The organism is Streptomyces sp. P9-2, assembly GCF_051903975.1.
Lineage (GTDB): Bacteria > Actinomycetota > Actinomycetes > Streptomycetales > Streptomycetaceae > Streptomyces > Streptomyces cellulosae.
In genome coordinates, this window is sequence record NZ_CP192633.1 from 6,714,303 (window position 1) to 6,731,259 (window position 16,957).

Consider the following 16,957-nt stretch of genomic DNA (forward strand, 5'->3'; position numbering starts at 1 on the left):
TGACCTTCGTGGAGGGAGCGGCGGCCGTGCGAGGTTCCTGGGTACCGAAGATCGCGGCCGTCCTGCTCCTGCTCGCCCTCTCGGTGCCCGTCCCCGCGGCGGCCCGTACGGCCGTGCCGGTCGAGGAGACCGCCGCGCTCGCCGACTGGACCCCGCCGCTCAGCACACGGGGCCGCTGGATCGTTGACGCGAACGGAGACCGCTTCAAGCTGCGCTCCGGCAACTGGCACGGTGCCAGCGGCACGTGGAACGGCAGCGGCAGCGCGGACGACGACGCCGACCACCACGCGGGGGAGAACTCCCACCGCGTCCCGCTCGGCCTGGACCGCGCCCCGATGGCCGAGATCGTCGCGAGCTTCCGGGAGATCGGGATCAACAGCGTCCGGCTGCCCTTCTCCAACGAGATGATCCACGACGCCCGCCCGGTCACCGCCGACGCCGTCACCGCCAACCCTGACCTCGAGGGGAGGACGCCGCTGCAGGTGTACGACGCAGCGGTGCGCGCCCTCACCGACGCCGGTCTCGCCGTGATCCTCAACAACCACACCAACAGCACCCGTTGGTGCTGCGGCGTGGACGGCAACGAACGCTGGAACGCGAGCCAGTCGGACGAGACCTGGGAGAACGACTGGCTGTTCATGGCCCGCCGCTACCGCGACAACCCGCGTGTCGTCGGCGCCGACCTCTACAACGAGGTCCGCCGCAGCGTCTGGGACGACCCCGACTGGGGCCTCGGCGACCGGCACGACTGGTTCGCCGCGAGCCAGAGGGCCGGCGACCGCATCCTCACCGAGGCCGACCCCGACCTGCTGATCATCGTCGAGGGCATCAACTGGACCGGCCTGCCCGTCGACGGCCTCCCGCACGGACGCCCCACCCTCGAACCCGTACGCGACCTGTCGCACACCCTCGTCGACTCCAACAAACTCGTCTACTCCGCCCACTTCTACGGCTACACAGGCCCCCGGCACACCGGCGCGACCGGCATCGGCGAGACCAGCGACCCCCGCTACCAGGACCTGGCCCCCGCCGAACTCGCCGACGTGCTCCACCGACAGGCGCTCTACGTCGCCGGCGACACCGACCGCCACTACACGGCCCCCGTGTGGATCTCCGAGTTCGGCGTCGGCGGCCGCGAGGAGACCGGCGCGGCCCCGCGCGCCTGGTTCGAGCACTTCGTCGGCCAACTGATCCGCGCCGACGCCGACTTCGCGTACTGGCCCCTGGTCGGCTGGCACGAGAACCGCCGCGGCAACGGCTGGGCCCTGCTCCACTGGGACGCGGAGGGCCGCCGCATGGCCGTCCACGACGGCGACGACTGGCGGTCGGACGCATGGCGCCGTCTGGTCGAGGCCCCCGCCCGCACGGGCCACGTCCCGCCTACGACGGAGTGGGCGATGCTCAGCCCCGATCACGGCGACTTCGTCGCCTCACGCCGGATGCGCGCACTGCCCGACTGGGACCCGGGCGCCCGCAAGGCGGCCTGCCCCGACGGCCTCCGCCTGGCGGGCCTGAGCCACACGGGCAACCGGGGCCTGTGCACCGACGCCCGCGCGGGCGCCCTGGACGACCCGGGCGGCGCCCACGAAGCGGTGAGGGACGAACGGCACGTCGCCCCCGGCCGCGACTGGGCGTCCGGTCACACCAAACTCCAGTGCGCCGACGGCCACTTCCTCACCGGCTACAGCGTCCGCGGCGCCGCCGTCTCGTCCGCCCTGTGCCGCAAGGCGACCCCGGGCACACTCACCGCCCCGGGCGGCCGCACGGTCTGGTTCGACCGAGGAGACAACCGCGGCGACGCCCCCAGGGGCGGCGACTTCGCCCGGGGCCACTACAAGGGCCAGTGCGCGGACGACGAGTACGCGGCAGGCATAGCCTGGACGGGCCGCGTCGGATCTCCCCGAACTCCGGACGCGCTGTACTGCCGCCCGTTGTCCTGAGCCGTTCACCGAGCCGGCGGGCCCGGGTAACCCCTTGCCCGCGGTGTACGCGGCAGTGAGGACGACGGGCGGCCGTCTCAGCTGCGCCTGCCCCCCGCCCGCGCCGGCACCCCGGGTGTGCCCGTCGGGCGGGGGAGGAGGGTGCCGTCCACGTACAGGTCGACGTACTCGTTGTAGAACGCCGCCAGGCCCGCGATGCGGGAGACCTGGGTGGTGGGGAAGTCGTACGCCCAGAGGATGTTCTCGTGCGGGCCGGTGCCGGCGTCGAAGGACCAGTAGCCGCTCGTCGTGCCCTTGTACGGACACCGGGTGACGTGGTCCGTGCGGCGCAGCAGCGGCCAGTTGATGTGGGCGCGGTCGAGGTAGTAGCGGGTCGGCAGGCCCGTCTCGAACAGCTTCACGCAGTGCGGCGCGTCCGCGAGGACCACGCCGTCGATCTCCACCCGCACCCGGCTGGAGGACCGCAGCGCGTCCACGCGGGCGTACGGGCTGCGCGGATGGACGTACACCGGCTCGTCCTCCTCCAGCCACTCGTCGATCGCGTTCCAGCGGAAGCGGACGGTCCCCCGTACGGCCTCCGGGGCGCCGTCCTGCCACACCCACGCCGCGCCCTCCCGCACCGCGTCCCGCACACGCAGCGAATGGCGCCGCGCGGGGCCCGCGCCGAGGTGCTCCGTCCGGTCGTCGTCGATCAGCCCCGCCTCGACCAGGTCGTCGCGCGGCACGCAGTACTGCGGATAGCCGGCCCACTCCCACACGTACAGCGCGCGCCGCGTGTCGAACACGACGTGCCCGTCCACGAACCCCCGCACACGCCGCGGCACGGGTTCGACGTGCCCCACGGGGACGATCAGGCTCGGGTGCAGGACGCTCTCCACGCCCATGGGCGGCCACCTCGATTCACTGGCCCGCGCGGCTCGGGGCCCGCAGGTCACGACGCCTCGGTTCGTGCCGCACGCTACCGCGCACACCGGGCGGGACGTGACAAGCCGGGCGTCCGTGTCACGGGACACGGACGCCCGGCCTCGGGTGGGGGGTACCCGAGCGTGGGGGCTACCCGAGCGTGGGGGTTACCCGAGCGTGAGGGCGTAGATCTGCACCCGGGGATCGTTCCGCAGCCCGAGCGAGCGGACCGTCTTCGACGCGTCGAGGGCCACGGACGTGGCGAACAGACGCACCGGCGGCCCGTCCACGCCCTGCCCCTGCTTGATCCGGTGCGGCATCTCCAGCGCCACCGAACTGCCCGCGGGCGTCGAGCCCGCCCAGTCGCCGACGGTGACCGGCAGTTCGGCGGTCGTGCCGTCGGTGTAGCGGACGGTGAGGTCCGTCGTCACCGGCCCGTGGTGGGACGCGCCGACCAGCCGCAGCGCGCCGTACGAACCGGCCGGCAGCAGCATGGCCTGCCCGCGCGCTTCGACGAAGTTCGCGGCCGTGCCGGACGGGTCGGGCGCCTGGTAGGTCACTCCGTCCCACACCACCGGTCCCGCCGCCGGCAGCAGGTCGCCGTCGTAGCTCCAGCCGCCGCCGTCGAAGTCGCCCTCACCGGATGCCGCGACGGTCGCGGTCCCGTCGTGGTTCAGCTCCTTGCCCAGGTCGACGGCGCACCGCTCACCGCCGTCCCCGGCGCAGCGCGCGGCCTCGCGCACCTCGACGGTGGCGACCCGCTCCACCGCCTTGACCCCAGGGGCGCCGGCCGTGATCCGCACGGTGTACGTGCCCGGCGCGGTCCCGGCCGGCACACCTACGTCCACCGCCGCGGTCCGCTGCACGGGCAGCCGGTGCGACGCCAGCGTGAAGGAGCCCGACGTCTTCACGGTCCACCCGCGAGGCGCCTCGGCCACCACCTTCACTCGCAGCGCACCCGGCGCCTGGCCCAGCACGTCCAGTCGCAGCCGCACGTCCTGGGCCTTGTCCGACCCCGGCACCACGTCGGCGGACGTGCGCAGGGACGCGTCGAGGTGACGGCGGGAGTCGGCGGCCGCGCGGTTCACCGACGGCGGCTCGGCACCCTTGCCGGTGCCCCACGCCGACGGCTCGTCGCTCATCTCGAAGGCGAGCCGCCCGCCCTTGGCGACCGCGTCCCAGTCCAGCCACGTGGCGCGCAGGTCCTTCTCGCCGAACTCCGCCCGCTTCACGTACCGCCGGGTGTCGCTCGCCCCGGGCGCCTTCACGGTCAGCGTGCCGCCCTGGAGCTTCCCGTACGCGCCGATGCGGATCTCCGCCGACGGGAACTGCGGGGAGGACACGGCGAGATAGTCACCGCCGTTCGTCACCGGGTACAGACCCAGGGAGGAGAAGACGTACCAGGTCGACATGGTGCCCAGGTCGTCGTTGCCGGTCATCCCGTCCGGCCCGTCCGTGAACAGGGTCATCGCCGCACGCGTCACGGTCGCCGTCTTCGCCGGCGCGCCCGCCCACAGGTACATGTACGGCGCGTGCAGGTCGGGCTCGTTGTTCGGGTTGTAGGTCGGCTTGCCGTAGTAGTCGTACGGCGCCGAGATCCAGTCCTCGCGGGCGGTCTTCGCCGGGTCCTTCAGCAACTTGTCGTAGGCGAAGAAGGCGTCGAGCCGCTCCTCCGTCTTCTTCCGGCCGCCCATCAGTGACACCAGCCCGGCCGGGTCCTGCGGGACCAGCCACTGGTACTGGTACGCGCCGCCCTCGTGGAACTGGTGCCCCGCCTCGACCGGGTCGTACGGCGTGACCCAGGTGCCCTCGGTGGTGCGGGGCCGGAACTGCTGGACGGACGAGTCCCACAGGTTCCGGTACCACTGCCCGCGCGCCGCGAACGTCCGCGCGTCGGCCGTGCGGCCCAGCCCCTTCGCCATCAGCGCCAGCGACGCGTCCGCCGCCGCGTACTCCAGGGTCGCCGACGCCGGGTGCACGCAGTCGTTGTCGCCGCCCTTGTCCGGGCAGTCCTTCCCCAGCTCCAGCCCGCTGGGCACATACCCGCGCTCCAGGTAGGCGTCGATGCCGGCGCGCCCGTTGTAGGGGGACTCGTCCGGCGGCGTCCGCAGCGCGTTCTTCCGCAGCAGCGCGTACGCCTCCTGCTCATGACCGGCGAGCAGCCCCTTCGACCACGCCTCCACCAGGAACGGCGTCACCGGGTCGCCCGTCATGATGTTGGTCTCGCTGTTGGCGAGCGACCAGCGCGGCAGCCAGCCGCCGTCCCGCCCGATCGCCACGACCGACAGCGCGACGTCCCGCGCCACCTTCGGCTCCAGCAGCTGCAGCAGCTGGTTCTGCGGCCGGTGCGTGTCCCACAACGACAGGTTCTGGTACGGCGTGAATCCGTCCGCCGTGTGCACCTTCCCGTCGAAGCCCGCGTACCGCCCGTCGACGTCCCCGGCGAGGTTCGGGTGCAACTGCGCGTGATAGAGCGCCGTGTAGAAGGCGCGCCGCCGCTCGGCCGGCCCGCCGTCCACCTTCACCGAGGCCAGCTGCCGCTCCCAGGTGGCCTGCAACGCCTCCCGCGTGGCGTCGAAGTCGTACGATCCGGCCGTCTCCGCCTCGAGGTTCTTCCGGGCGCCCTCGAGACCCGTGTACGACAGGCCGACCTTGACGACGACGTCACGGTCCTCCTCGGCGTCGAACGTCACCCAGGCCCCGTTGCCGCCCTCACCGGCCGCGTCCCGCTCACCGGGCCGGGGAGTGGAACCACGCCAGGTGCCGTGCGCGGTGAACGGGCGGTCGAAGGTGGCGGTGAAGTAGACCGTGTGCCGGTCCTTGCCCGCGCAGAAGTTGCCCGCCTCGACCCGGCCCTCGACCGTCCGGTCACCGACGACGTGCACTTCCGAGCTGTACACCCGCTGGTTGGCCTTGCCGGTGTTGAAGAGCACGTTGGCGCGGTCGGTGGAGGGGAAGGTGTAGCGCTGCCACCCGGTGCGCTCGGTGGCCGTCAGCTCGGCGTCGATGCCGTACGTCTTCAACCCGACACGGTAGTAGCCGGGTTCGGCCTTCTCGTCGTCGTGCGAGTACGTCGACCGGTACGCATTCGGATCCACGGTGTCGACCGCGCCGGTGGTCGGCATCAGCGGCAGCTCGCCCATGACGGAGCAGCCGACGCCGGAGAGGTGGGTCTGGCTGAACCCGTGGATCTTGTCCTGCTGGTAGTCGTAGCCGCCCTGCCCGCCGGTGTCCGGGCTGACCTGCACCATCCCGAAGGGCGCGCTGGCGCCGGGGAAGGTGTTGCCGAAGTTCTGCGTGCCGATGAACGGGTTGACCAGGGAGGTCAGTTGTGCACCGGACGCGGATGAGGACGACGACGGCTGGGCGAGGGCCGGCGCGGGCGCGAGACCGGCGCCGGTGACGACGAGCGCGGCGAGGACGGTCGACGCTCGGCGGCGCCATCTGTGGAGGGGTGAATCCATGGAAGCGGCTCCTGTTGCTCACCTGTCGCACCGGGCTGGACGGAAGCGGACTAGATCACGGTGCTGACATCGTTGTCAATACCCGTGACCGAGACCGCTGTCCGGTGACCGTGGCCGGGATGTCAGGCCGGGGGCGAGCCCGCCGGCGTGACCTGCCGGAGCACCATGAGGGAGTCCTCGACGGAGGCGGCCATCGCGAAGGGGAACCGGTCCAACTCCAGGCAGAGGCTGACGTCTTCGGGGGCGGATCCCGCACGCACGCCCTGCGTCAGCTCGGCGGCGGAACGCGACGCGGCGGCCCTTCGCAGATACGGGTCGGCGTCGATGATGTCCCCGTGGGCCCGGCCGGCTATGTACTCGGCGCACGCCAGATCCTCCTCGGCGCGCCCGCTGCCGCCGGTGACGACGAACGTCACCTCGCGGGATGCGCGCGCCCGCAGCACCGCGACCGTCGCCTCGGCGACGACGAAGCTCGCGCACAGCACCAGCGAGGCGTCCTTCACGGCGAGGGCGCCGACGGTCCCCGCGGTGGTCTTCTGCACGACGGTGCGCCCGGACAGGTCCGTGTTCCGCAGCAGGACGGGGGAGTTGACCAGGTCGAAGCCGGGCGCGGGCAGGCCGTCCTTCAAGGTCATCCATTCGGGATGCCGTGCCTTCAGCGCCAGGGCTTCGTCCAAGGACTCGGCGAGGACGACCCGTTCGGCGCCCCGGGCGAACGCCCAGGCGGCCACCGTGTACGCCCGCATGACGTCCACGACCACGGCCACGTCCGGTACGTCCGTCAACTCGGGGATGCCGAGGAAGCGTGCCTTCATCCGGCCATGATGGGGCCGTGGCGGGGGCCGGCGCACGTGACTTTCACGCCGTCCGGGACGGAGGTCGAGGGCGGACCCGGCCGCCCCGGCGCACCCCGCACCACCGAAGACCCCTCCTGCCGCACCGGCAAGCACAACGCCGGTGACTTCCCTTGTCCGGCGTTGAGTTACCGGATGGGCGAGAACGAGGCCGGACCGGTCGAGGTCGTCTGCGGAGGTCGCGCGCAAGGCGGCGTGTCGGCGGCTGCCCGCGTGCAAGGATGTCGCCCGTGACCGGATTGTCTTCCTCGCCCGTCGCCGAGAGCACGCGCAGCCGCCGCCCCGGTCTGGGGCCCCGTACCGCCGCCGTGCTGGTGTTCGGGGCGTCGGCCGCGGTGCTGGTCGTCGAGATCGTCGCCCTGCGCCTGCTGGCCCCGTACCTCGGCCTCACCCTCGGGACCAGCACGCTGGTGATCGGCATCGCCCTCACGGCGATCGCGCTCGGCTCGTGGCTGGGCGGCCGCATCGCCGACCAGGTCGACCCGCTGCGGCTCCTCGCCCCCGCGCTCGGCGTCTCGGGCGCGGTCGTGGCGCTCACGCCGGCCGTGCTGCGCAGCGTGGCGGAGTGGGCGCGGCCGCTGCTGATCCTGGTCGCGGCGCTGACCGTCCTGGTGCCGGGCGCGCTGCTGTCCGCGGTGACGCCGCTGGTGACGAAGGTGCGGCTCACCAGCCTCGCCGAGACGGGCACGGTCGTCGGCCGGCTGTCCGGCGTCGGCACGGTGGGGTCGATCGTCGGCACGGTCCTGACCGGCTTCGTGCTGCTGTCACGGCTGCCGGTGAGCGGCATCCTGTTGGGACTCGGTGCGCTGCTGGTGGTCGCGTCGCTGCTGGTCGGCTGGCGCCTGCGCCGCCGGAGCGGTGCCGCGCCCGCCCTGGCGCTGGTCCTGGCGGCGGGCGGTCTGGCGGCCTCGGTGGCGCCGGGCGGCTGCGACGTCGAGACGCGGTACCACTGCGCCGAGGTCGTCGCCGACCCCACCCGCGAGGGTGGCCGTACGCTCGTGCTGGACGGCGTACGGCACTCGTACGTCGACGCCGGCGACCCGACGCACCTGGAGTTCACGTACGTCAAGGCGGTCGCGTCGGTGACCGACGCGGCCTTCCCGGCGGGCAGGCGGCTCACGGCCCACCACCTGGGCGGAGGAGGCCTCACCCTGCCCCGCTACCTGGCGGCCACGCGGCCGGGCACGCGCAGCGTGGTCTCGGAGATCGACGCCGGCGTCGTACGCATCGACCGCGAACGGCTCGGACCGCGGCCGGACCCCGGCATCGAGGTCCGTACGGAGGACGGCAGGCTGGGCCTGAAGCGGCCGGCGACCGACTCCCTCGACCTGGTCGTCGGCGATGCCTTCGGCGGAGTGAGCGTGCCCTGGCACCTCACCACGGTGGAGGCACTTCGGGAGGTACGACGCGCACTCGCCCCCGACGGCCTCTACGCGGTCAACCTCATCGACCACGGCGAGCAGGCCTTCGCGAAGGCGGAACTGGCGACGCTGCGCGAGGTGTTCACACACGTGGCCCTCCTGGGCGAACCGGCGGACATCGGCCTGACCCACACGGACGCCCCCGTGGGCGGCAACGTGGTCGCCGTGGCCTCGGACCATCCGTTCGACCTGACCGCGATCCAGAAGGCACTGAACGCCCGCAGCACCGGCTGGAATACGGCCACGGGCGACGCCCTCACCACCTGGCTCGGCGACGCCCCCGTCCTCACCGACGACTACGCCCCGGTGGACCAACTCCTCCAGCCCTACGCAACGCAGCGGCAGTAGAGGCGACTCCCGAGCCGTTCACGGCACAGCCGAGGCCATCACCCTCAGGGGCGCGGGAAGCTGCGCGGCCAGCCTCAACGCACCCGCCCCCGATACGCAGTCGGCCCTCGGCGCCTCTCTCGACACCGTCAGGGCCAACTCCCTGAGGGGCGCGGGGAACTGCGCGATGAACCCCTACGCACCCGCACCCGGCGCCCGACCTCACCAACCCCACTCCGTAGCCGCCCCCGCTCAAACCAGTCCCTCCGCCACCAACCCCTTCAGCACAGCCTCCCCCAACGCCTCCACCGCGGAGCGAGGCCGCACCATCACGGTGAACTCCTTGATCCGCCCGCCCTCCTCGAAGTGCAGCAGATCGATCCCGTGGATCTCCTTCCCGCCCACCGCCGCCCGGAAGACCAGCACGGCCGACGGCAACGTCACCCCCTCCGCACTGGTCTGCGCCGCCCCGCTGTACTCCCCGACGTACCGGAAGTCCTCGAACGTCCGCAGCAGCACGCCGAACAGCCCCATGACCATCGCCTTGCCCTCGAAGGGCGTGAACTTCACGGGGCTGTACAGCCGCACGTCATCGGTGAACAGATCCTCCAATCCCGCCAGATCACGCGCGTCGACGGCTGCACGGAAACGCTCCACGGTGTCCATGGACGCCACCACCTCAGTAGTCATAGATGTGAGTAGTCAGAATGATGAGTATCATGGGGTCGGCGTAACGCGACAGAGGCAGGACACCGGCACCCGGAAAGGAACCGCATGGCACTCCGGCACGCCGTACTCGCCGCACTGCTCGACGGCGAGCTCAGCGGATACCAGCTGGCCAAGGCGTTCGACGTCGGCGTGGCCAACTTCTGGTACGCCCAGCCGCAGCAGCTCTACGCCGAGCTGACCCGGCTGGAGCAGCAGGGCCTCGTCGCGGGCCGCGAGGTCGTGCAGGAGAGCCGCCCCAACAAGCGGCTGTTCCACGTCACCGATGCCGGCCTCGCCGAGCTGGAGGCCTTCACCGCCGCCTCCGCCAAGCCCGCCTTCGTCCGCGACGACCTCATGGTCAAGGTCCAGGCGGCCGACAGCGTCGACACCGCCACCCTGATCGACCAGCTCACCGAACGCGCCGAGATCGCCCGCGCCCGCGTCGAACTGTTCGAGGCGCTGCTCCGGCGCCTGCGCGGCGACCGCGGCGAGGAGGACTTCCTCCGTCACGGCGACCGCATCGGCCCCTACCTGACCTGCCTGCGCGGCGTCGCCTTCGAGCAGGAGAACCGCGACTGGTGCCTGCGAACCGTCGCCGTACTGGAAGAGAGGCGGCACACCCGTGCCCGGAACTGAGACGCCTGGAACCGGAAAGCCCGATACCGAGACCCCCGGCACCGAGACGACCTACCTCCGCTACGTCGCCCTCGGCGACAGCCAGACCGAGGGCGTCGGCGACGGCGACGACGCCACCGGCCTCCGCGGCTTCGCCGACCGCCTCGCCGAGCACCTGGCCCGGCACGAGCCCGCCCTCCAGTACGCCAACCTGGCCGTACGCGGCCGCCTCGCCGCCCAGGTCCACGCCGAGCAGCTCGCCCCCGCCCTCGCGCTGCGGCCCGACCTCGCCACCGTCGTCGCCGGCGTCAACGACCTGCTGAGACCCGGCTTCGACGCCGACCAGGTCTGCGCCCACCTGGACGCCATGTTCGGAGCGCTGACCGAGCAGGGCGCCCTTGTCGCCACGATCACCATCCCCGACCTCTCCCGCGTCTGCCCCGTCGCCCGCCCGCTGATCCCGCGCGTCACCGCCCTCAACGAGGGCATACGCCGCACCGCCCGCCGCCACGGCGTCGTCGTCGCGGAGACGGCCCTCCACCCGGTCGCGGGCGACCCCCGCCTGTGGAGCCCCAACCGCCTCCACGCCGGCCCGCTCGGTCACGAACGCATCGCCGCCGCCCTCGCCCACGCCCTACGGCTCCCCGGCAGCGACGACACCTGGACCCACCCGCTCCCTCCCCAGACCCTGCCCACCGGCCTGCGCGCCGTCGGCACCGAACTCCGTTGGCTGGCGGGCTTCCTGGGACCGTGGCTGCTCCGCCGCCTCCGCGGCCGTTCGTCCGGCGACGGCCGCACCGCCAAACGCCCGCTGCTCCACCCGGTACTGGACGACCGCCGCCCGGTGGCGGACGGCTGACCGCCCCCGGCAGCGTCACCCCGGGGCCGCCGTCACGGGCGTGCAGCGGGCTCCGCCGTACCGACCAGCGACCTGGTGAACGGATGCCGGGGACTGTGCAGTACCTCCAGCGCCGGACCTTCCTCGACGACCTCGCCCGCGTCCAGGACCGCGACACGGTGAGCGAGGGCGGCGGTGGCGAGGTCATGAGTGATCAGGACCAACGCCAAGTCACCCAGCTCACCGACCACTTCCGTCAAGGTCTCCAGGATGTCCCGGCGCGTGACCGCGTCAAGCCCTGAGGTGATCTCGTCGCACAGCAGCACACGAGGACGCGCCAGCAAGGCGCGGGCAAGCGCGGCCCGCTGCAGCTCGCCCCCGGACAGCCCACCGGGCCGACGCCGCACCAGATCCTCCGGCAACCCCAGCCGGGCCAGCACCTTCACCGCTTCCCGCCCCGCCTCCTGCGCGTCCACTGCCCGCAGACGTACGGCGGTACGGGCCACCTGCTGCACGACCGGCCGATGCTCGTCGAACGAGGCGTGCGCGTCCTGGAACACGTACTGCACGCCCGCCAGTTGCTCCCGTGTCCGACGACGCAGACTGCGGGGCAACACCGTGTCGTCCAGCCGGACGTCGCCCTCGAAATCCCGATGCAGCCCGGCGAGACACCGAGCGAGCGTCGTCTTACCGCTGCCGGAACGGCCCACCACCGCCAGACACTCCCCGGCGTGCACATCCAGTCTCGGGACACGCAGCACGACCGACGCGGACCGCGAACCGTCCCGGTACCGTGCCGCCAGCCCACGCACCCGCACCACAGGACGCCGAGACCGAGCGCCCCCGCCGTCGAACGAGGTCGACCCACCCTCTGCGTCCAGCAGTTCCCGTGTCCACGGATGACGCGGCGCCGCCCACACCCGCTCCACAGGCCCCGACTCGACCACCCGCCCCGCCCGCATCACGACCACCTCGTCCGCAAGCGCCCGCACGACGTCCAGGTCATGGCTGAGCAGCACCACGCCGATCCCACGCCTCGCGAGAGCCGCGAGCTGCTCGACCACCCGCCGCTTGGTCGGATTGTCCTGCCCGGTCGTCGGCTCGTCGGCCACCACGACCCGGGACCCGAGCAGCAACGCCTGCGCCAGCACCACCCGTTGCTGCTGGCCCCCCGACAACTGATGCGGATACCGCCGCAACAGCGCCTCCGCATCCGCCAACTGGGCGTCCGCGAGGGCCCGCACCACAAGCTCCCGCGCCGCAGCCCGCCGCTTCCCACGCGGAAGATGCCGCACCAGCGGCCGTGCGATGTCCATCAGCAAAGCGTCCACCCGCCGCGCCGGCGCCAACACACTCGCCGGATGCTGAGGCACATACCCCACCGGCTCCCCGGTGCGCCCCACCGGCCCTCCAGTCGTACGTCCCACCGCCCCACCGGCGGTCACCCGCACCTCCCCACTCACCCGAGCCCCGCCCGGATACTCCCCGAGCAGCGCAAGCCCCGTAGTCGTCTTCCCGCTCCCCGACGCACCCACCAGCGCCGTGACCCGCCCCGGCAGCACCCGGAAGCCGACCCCGTCCACGATCGCCCGCCCGTCGATCTCCACCCGCAGATCGAGCACCTCGGCCACGGGCCTCTCTCCCGCACCGCTCTCACGCCTCACGGACACGTTCCCCTCCCGGACTCCGGCCCCGCTTGTCCAGCGCCGCGTCGAACAGCAAGTTGGTGCCCGTGGTGAGGGCGACGATCAGCAGCGCGGGCACGACGACGGCCCACGGCTGCACGAAGAGACCCGTGCGGTTCCGGTCGACCATCACCGCCCAGTCGGCGGCATCGGGCGCCGCGCCCACACCGAGGAACGCCGCCGTGGCGACCAGATACAGCACCCCGGTCAGCCGGGTGCCGGCGTCCGCGGCCAAGGTGCGCAGCATCGACCGCCCGACATGGCCGACGGCGATACGCCACCACGTCTCACCCTGCAACCGCAGCGCCTCCACGGCCGGGCGCGCCGCGATCTCCGTGGCCGTAGCCCGTACCAGCCGGGCCGCGTCCGGCACATTGACCACAGCGACGAGCAACGCCAGCCCCACGGCCCCCGGCGCGAACACGGTCGCCACCAGCAGGATCATCAGCAGCGACGGCACGGCGAGCAGCACGTCCAGCGGCCGCATCAGCAGCTCCTCCACGAGCCGCCGGTGGGTGAGCGCCCCGACCAGCCCGACCGGCAGCGCGACCAGACAGGCCAGCGCGGTGGCCGCGAGCGCCGTCAGCACGACCGACCGCCCGCCGTGCAGCACCTGATACCAGACGTCACGTCCGACGAAGTCCGTGCCCAGCCGATGCCCATCGCCGCCCTCGGTGAACGACGCCGCCCGCGCCGGAGGTTCACCCGCAAGCACCGGCCCCAGCAGCGCGATCACCACCGGCACGGTCACCACAACGGCCCCCAGCACGAACCGGCCCGCGCGCCCCCTCACGCCGCCACCCCCGCCCGCGGGGCCAGCCGATGCGCGATCACGTCCGCACCCAGGTTCAGCACCACCGTGACCACCCCGAACACCACCGCCAGCCCCTGCACCACCGGCACGTCACGCTCACCCACGGCCCCGAGCAGGACGGTGCCCAGCCCCGGAACCACGAACAGCGTCTCCACGACCACCACCCCGCACAGCAGCCAGTCGATCGTCCGCGCCAACTGCTGCACCGCCGGCGCCAGAGCGTGCGGCAGCGCGTGCAGGTACCGCACACGGGCGCCGGACACCCCGTACCGCAGCGCGTGCGCCACGTACGGCGACGCCAGCGCGTCGATCATGCCCGCGCGCACCAGCCGGACCAGGGAGCACACGGGCCGGGCGAGCAGGACGAGGACGGGCAGGACGAGCACCCCCGGGTGCGCGAGCAGGTCGGTGCCGTGACCGACCGCCGTCGGCGGCAGCCAGCCCAGCCGCAGCGCGAACACCGTGACCAGCAGTACCCCGAGGGCGAACTCGGGCACCGCGTACACCGCGAGCGTCACCGAACTGGTCAGCCGGTCCACGAGCCGTCCCTCGTACCGCGCGGCCAGCACGCCCAGCCCGACGCCCGTCGGCACCAGCAACGCCACCGTGAGCGCGGCCAGCAGCAGCGTCGGGCCGAAAGCGCCGGTGAGGTATTGCGCCACCGGACGCCCGGACGTCAACGACGTACCGAAGTCTCCCCGCAGCAGGCCCGCCGCCCAGTCCACCAGCCGCTCCCACGCGGGCCGGTCCAGCTCCATGGCCGTACGGATCGCCTCGATCCGCGCCGGGTCGGGCTGGTCGCCGGCGAGGACGACGGCCGCGTCGCCAGGCAGCGCCTCGGTGAGCGCGAAGACAAGAAGCACCACGGCCACGACCTGCGCCACCCCGAGCAGCAGCCGCCGGGCGACGAACGAGCGTAGTCCGCTCACGCCAGCCACACCTTGTCGAAACGCGCCCAGTCCAGCGTGTTGGCGGGCGCGTTCGTCTCGACTCCCCGCACCCCGCGTGACGTTCCGATGATCCAGTCGGCGAACCCCCACACCAGGAACCCGCCCTCGGCGTACAGCCGGCGCTGCATGCGCTCGTACACGGCGCCACGGTCCTTGGCGTTCCGGGTGGACTGCGCCTGCCGGTACAGCGCGTCGAAGTCACGGTGCCGCCAGTGGGTGGCGTTGGTGGTGGAGTCGGTGAGGAGGCGCTGCGAGATGTGCGACTCGATCGGCATGGCGCCGGAGCGGTAGCAGCACAGGGTGCCGCCGTCGAGGATGTCGCTCCAGTACGAGTCCTTGCTGCCCATCCGCACGTCCACCGTGACGCCCGCCCGCTCGGCCTGGTCGCGGAAGACGCTCGCCGCCTCGGTGAACCCTGCGGCGACGGCCGAGGTGTCCAGCGTGACGCGCAAATCCTCCGCGCCCGCCTGCTTGAGCAGGAACCGCGCCTGCTCCAGGTCCTGTTCGCGCTGCGGCAGACCGTCGGCGTAGTACTCGTACCCCTTGCCGAACAGGTCGTTGCCCGTCTCGCCCGCGCCGGACAGCGCGGCGTCGACCAGTTCCTCACGGTCGGCGATCAGGAAGAACGCCCGCCGCACCCGCACGTCGTCGAAGGGCGGCCGGTCGGTCTTCATGCAGAACGCCTGCATGGCGCTGTTCCGCAGCCGCACGATGTCGATCTGCCCCTTGCCCTCATGGGCGCGGGCCGTCGTCGGGTTCAGCTCGTGCGCGTACTCGACCTGCCCGCCGAGCAGCGCGTTGACGCGCGCCGACTCCTCGTTGGCGACGACGAACTCGACCTCGTCCAGGTACGGAGCGCCGTCCCAGTGGTCGTCGTGGCGGCGGAAGACCGCCGAGCGGCCCGGCGCGAACGACACGAACCGGAAGGGACCGGATCCCACAGGGGCGCGGTCGAAGTCGTCGGCGTGCGCGGGCACGATGTACGCGCCGAACGCGGCCAGGACGTTGGGGAATTCGGCGGTGGGCCGCTTGAGCACGAACTCGACCGACCGCCGGCCCGTGGCCCGGCTCGCGTCGAGGTCGATGGGCTCCAGCGACGCCTTGGCGCGGAACGCCTCCCGCGGGTCGGCGATCCGACGGTAACTGTGCAGCACATCCTCGGCGGTGACCGGACGGCCGTCGTGGAAGGTCGCCTCCCGCAGTGTCACCTGCCAGCGGTCCAGCGTCCTGTTCGGCTCCCAGCGCTCCGCCAGGCGCGGGCGGGCGGCCAGGTCGGGGCCGTAGTCGGCGAGCTTGTCGAACAGCGCCTTGGCGCGGGCGGCGTCGGCGAACAGGTTGGCCCGGTGCGGGTCGAGCGTCTCGCCCGCACCTCCGCCCGCGAACGCGGCACGCAGCCGCCCGCCCCGCTGCGGCGTGCCACCCGCCTTGGAACCACCACCGTCGTCACCGGAGCCGCCGCAGCCGGCCAGCGAGAACGCACCGAGCGAGGCGGCCCCCGTGGCGGCGAGGAAGCCGCGGCGGCGCAGTCCCGCGAAGCGACTGTGGGAGGGCAGGGGAGACACAGAGTCGTCGTGCATGAGGAAGTCCTTCTGTCCGTGGGAGAAAGAGAGAGAAGCGGTGTCAGGGCCGGGCGAGGCGGGCCACGACGTGCAGCCGGTCGGCGTCGGCGGTGCGGCCGGGCGGAAGCCCTTCGCGCCACGGCGGTTCGGTGCGCGGGCCGGGGCCGTCGTGCAGCTCCAGCACCTCGAAACCGTGCGCGGTGAGGAAGTGCCGCAGCTCCTGCGGGAACAACAGCCGCCAGGCGGACCGCTCCTCGACCGGCTCCGCACCGTCGCCCGCGCTCCACACCCGCACCCGGCGCAGAAGCTGCGCCGTGCGGTCGACGGCGAGCGTGGTGACGGACCGGTGCACGGCGCCCCGCCAGACGAACTCGGCATCGGCGGGGGAGTCGAGGAGGTCCGTGCGGCCCAGGAAGTACGCGCCGTTGCGCATCTCCGCCACCAGCAGGCCGCCGGGGCTCAGCGCGCGCCGGCAGGAGGACAGGAAGCGGTCGAGCTGCTCGTTGGTGTGGCAGTACAGCAGCGCGCTGTCCAGGCACACGACGGCGTCGAACACGTCCGGCCCGAAGTCGTATCCGTGCAGGTCGGCCCGTATGTACTCGGGCCCCGGGTGGTGGTCGCGGGCGTACGCGAGCATCGGCTCGGACAGGTCGGCCGCCGTCACCCGGCGGCCGGCCTCGTGCAGGTGGGCGGCGTCGCGGCCGGTGCCGCAGCCCATGTCCAGCACACGCGGCCCCGCGCCGTGCCGTCGCAGACAGTCCTCCGCCCAGCGCCCGGCGAGGCGACCGGGGTCGGGGAAGCGCGCCTCGTACAGCTCGGGCCGGTCCGTGAGGAGCGTGCGGGACCGCTCGTTCGCCTGAGAAGTCATGTGGATGTCGC

General features: G+C 72.8%; 13 protein-coding genes. 4 read left to right on the forward strand and 9 right to left on the reverse strand.

Annotated features, from left to right (window positions below):
• Nucleotides 1-26 precede the first annotated feature (26 nt).
• A complete protein-coding gene (locus tag ACQY0Z_RS30470; protein ID WP_439813137.1) occupies nucleotides 27-1,940 on the forward strand; it encodes a glycoside hydrolase family 5 protein in 1,914 nt (637 codons plus the stop codon).
• 77 nt (nucleotides 1,941-2,017) lie between these two features.
• Here the strand turns inward: ACQY0Z_RS30470 and ACQY0Z_RS30475 are convergent, their stop codons facing one another.
• The 3 genes from ACQY0Z_RS30475 to ACQY0Z_RS30485 all read right to left on the reverse strand — a co-directional run bounded on the left by ACQY0Z_RS30475 (nucleotide 2,018) and on the right by ACQY0Z_RS30485 (nucleotide 7,122).
• Nucleotides 2,018-2,824, reverse strand: coding sequence for a DUF427 domain-containing protein (locus ACQY0Z_RS30475; protein WP_347224693.1), 807 nt, complete (start codon nucleotides 2,822-2,824; stop codon nucleotides 2,018-2,020).
• Nucleotides 2,825-3,010: 186 nt separating this feature from the next.
• Nucleotides 3,011-6,307, reverse strand: coding sequence for a GH92 family glycosyl hydrolase (locus ACQY0Z_RS30480; protein ID WP_439813138.1), 3,297 nt, complete (start codon nucleotides 6,305-6,307; stop codon nucleotides 3,011-3,013).
• A 122-nt stretch (nucleotides 6,308-6,429) separates the two neighbouring features.
• Nucleotides 6,430-7,122, reverse strand: a complete 693-nt coding sequence (locus tag ACQY0Z_RS30485) for a 2-phosphosulfolactate phosphatase (protein WP_254588241.1) — start codon at nucleotides 7,120-7,122, stop codon at nucleotides 6,430-6,432.
• Nucleotides 7,123-7,382: 260 nt separating this feature from the next.
• Here ACQY0Z_RS30485 and ACQY0Z_RS30490 point away from each other — a divergent pair, with 260 nt between their 5' ends.
• The gene (locus ACQY0Z_RS30490) at nucleotides 7,383-8,930 is read left to right on the forward strand and encodes a fused MFS/spermidine synthase (protein ID WP_439813139.1); all 1,548 of its coding nucleotides are present in this window, start codon (nucleotides 7,383-7,385) and stop codon (nucleotides 8,928-8,930) included.
• Between the two features lie 231 nt (nucleotides 8,931-9,161).
• Here the strand turns inward: ACQY0Z_RS30490 and ACQY0Z_RS30495 are convergent, their stop codons facing one another.
• Entirely contained in the window at nucleotides 9,162-9,599 is a 438-nt protein-coding gene (locus tag ACQY0Z_RS30495; RefSeq protein ID WP_254587649.1) for a nuclear transport factor 2 family protein, read from the reverse strand.
• An 84-nt stretch (nucleotides 9,600-9,683) separates the two neighbouring features.
• On the opposite strand from ACQY0Z_RS30495, the gene ACQY0Z_RS30500 reads away from it, so the two are divergent.
• Together ACQY0Z_RS30500 and ACQY0Z_RS30505 are read left to right on the forward strand one after the other, a co-directional pair.
• Nucleotides 9,684-10,253: a PadR family transcriptional regulator gene (locus tag ACQY0Z_RS30500; RefSeq protein ID WP_189900786.1), complete on the forward strand. Its 570-nt coding sequence runs from the start codon at nucleotides 9,684-9,686 to the stop codon at nucleotides 10,251-10,253.
• A complete protein-coding gene (locus ACQY0Z_RS30505; protein ID WP_439813140.1) occupies nucleotides 10,240-11,091 on the forward strand; it encodes an SGNH/GDSL hydrolase family protein in 852 nt (283 codons plus the stop codon). Before ACQY0Z_RS30500 ends, ACQY0Z_RS30505 begins: the two co-directional genes overlap by 14 nt.
• Before the next feature lie 32 nt (nucleotides 11,092-11,123).
• Here the strand turns inward: ACQY0Z_RS30505 and ACQY0Z_RS30510 are convergent, their stop codons facing one another.
• From ACQY0Z_RS30510 to ACQY0Z_RS30530, 5 genes are read right to left on the reverse strand one after another with little or no spacing between them, the layout of a single operon-like run.
• Entirely contained in the window at nucleotides 11,124-12,701 is a 1,578-nt protein-coding gene (locus ACQY0Z_RS30510; protein ID WP_254587651.1) for an ABC transporter ATP-binding protein, read from the reverse strand.
• Nucleotides 12,702-12,723: 22 nt separating this feature from the next.
• On the reverse strand, nucleotides 12,724-13,548 hold the full coding sequence (locus tag ACQY0Z_RS30515) for an ABC transporter permease (protein WP_381728192.1): 825 nt from the start codon (nucleotides 13,546-13,548) through the stop codon (nucleotides 12,724-12,726).
• Nucleotides 13,545-14,498 (reverse strand): ABC transporter permease, encoded by a 954-nt coding sequence (locus ACQY0Z_RS30520; RefSeq protein WP_189900794.1) that lies wholly within the window; start codon nucleotides 14,496-14,498, stop codon nucleotides 13,545-13,547. The genes ACQY0Z_RS30515 and ACQY0Z_RS30520 overlap by 4 nt, the downstream gene beginning before the upstream one ends.
• Entirely contained in the window at nucleotides 14,495-16,096 is a 1,602-nt protein-coding gene (locus ACQY0Z_RS30525; protein WP_439813141.1) for an ABC transporter substrate-binding protein, read from the reverse strand. Before ACQY0Z_RS30525 ends, ACQY0Z_RS30520 begins: the two co-directional genes overlap by 4 nt.
• A 43-nt stretch (nucleotides 16,097-16,139) precedes the next feature.
• Nucleotides 16,140-16,946, reverse strand: coding sequence for a class I SAM-dependent DNA methyltransferase (locus tag ACQY0Z_RS30530; RefSeq protein WP_189900798.1), 807 nt, complete (start codon nucleotides 16,944-16,946; stop codon nucleotides 16,140-16,142).
• Nucleotides 16,947-16,957: the final 11 nt, after the last annotated feature.